This is a genomic window from Kitasatospora sp. NPDC088346 (assembly GCF_044740765.1).
Taxonomy (GTDB): domain Bacteria; phylum Actinomycetota; class Actinomycetes; order Streptomycetales; family Streptomycetaceae; genus Kitasatospora.
Genome location: NZ_JBIURH010000188.1, coordinates 1 through 1,249, shown reverse-complemented (window position 1 = coordinate 1,249; position 1,249 = coordinate 1). Strand labels below are relative to the sequence as shown.

Here is a 1,249-nt window from a genome sequence, read left to right as displayed (position 1 = left end):
CCCCTTGGAACTGGACAGCGGGTGCTTACGCTGCGGGGGTGAAGTCGTGCTGCAGTCTGGCTCGGGTTTCGAGTGGGGTGAGGTACCCGAACTCGGGGTGTCTGCGGAGCCTGGTGCGGTTGTACTCGACCTCGATGAAGCGGAAGACGTCGGCGCGGGCCGCTTCGCGGCTGTCCCAGACGGTGGTGCCGATCTCCGCTTTGAGCAGTCCGAAGAAGCTCTCGGCTGCGGCGTTATCGTAGCATATGCCGGTTCTTCCCATGCTCTGCCTCAGGTTCAACTTCCTTATCTCGCTGCGGAATTCGCCACTCGTGTACTCGCTCCCGCGGTCGGTGTGCATGATGCAGCCGGGCTGCAGACCGCCGCGGCCGGCGGCCATGCGCAGGGCATCGGTGACCAGCTCAGCCCGGTGGTGGTCGGCCATCGCGTACCCGATCACCTCGCGGGTCGCCAGGTCGATGACCGTCGCCAAGTACCACCAGCCCTCGATGGTCGGCAGATAGGTGATGTCGCCGACCAGCTTCGTGCCGGCCCGAGCGGCGGTGAAGTCGCGGCCGACCAGGTCCGGGGCCGGGGCGGCCGCGGTGTCCTGCTTCGTCAGGTGGCGACGTCTGCGGCGGGTCACGCCGCGGATGTCGCGCTCGCGCATGATCCGCTCGACCTTCTTCCGGTTGATCGCACGGCCGCCCCGCCGCAGTGCGGCGTGCACGCGCGGGGCGCCGTAGGCTCCGCGTGAGGAGGCGTGGATCTCCCTTATCTCCTGGGCGAGTTCGTCCTCGGCCCGCTGCCGCTCGGCGGCGGCCGGCCGACCGGCGAGCCAGGCGTAGTAACTGGCGCGCGGGAGCTTCAGAACCCGGCACAACAGCGCGACGCTGAAGCCGTCGGGCCTGTCCTCGGCGGCCCTCTCCGCGTCGATGAAGCGGCACAACGTGCCTACTTCATCGTCTCCTTCGCGAAGAAGGCCGCGGCTTTTTTCAAGATCTCGATCGTCTGCTGCTGTTCCCGGTTCTCCCTGCGCAGGCGCTGGAGCTCGTCCTTCTCCGCCGTGGTCAGCGCACCGGGCGCCCCCTGGCCCCGGTCGGTACGGTCCTGCTTGACCCAGCCCCGCAGCCCCTCGGGACTCACCCCGAGTTCCCGGGCGATCTCGGTGACGTTCCGATGCGGCGACGACCGGACGAGCGCGATCGCATCCCGCTTGAACTCCGCCGTGTACCGCTTGCTCATGTTGCTCTTGCCACTCACTACCTGG

At 68.2% G+C, this 1,249-nt stretch carries 2 protein-coding genes; both read right to left on the bottom strand.

The features are described 5' to 3' along the window. Nucleotides 1-25: 25 nt before the first annotated feature. Entirely contained in the window at nt 26-928 is a 903-nt protein-coding gene (locus tag ACIOFR_RS42365) for an IS3 family transposase (protein ID WP_401006196.1), read from the bottom strand. A gap of 5 nt (nt 929-933) precedes the next feature. Continuing rightward, nucleotides 934-1,249 (bottom strand): transposase (locus tag ACIOFR_RS42360; protein ID WP_401006194.1); only part of this gene is annotated, 316 nt, incomplete at its 5' end.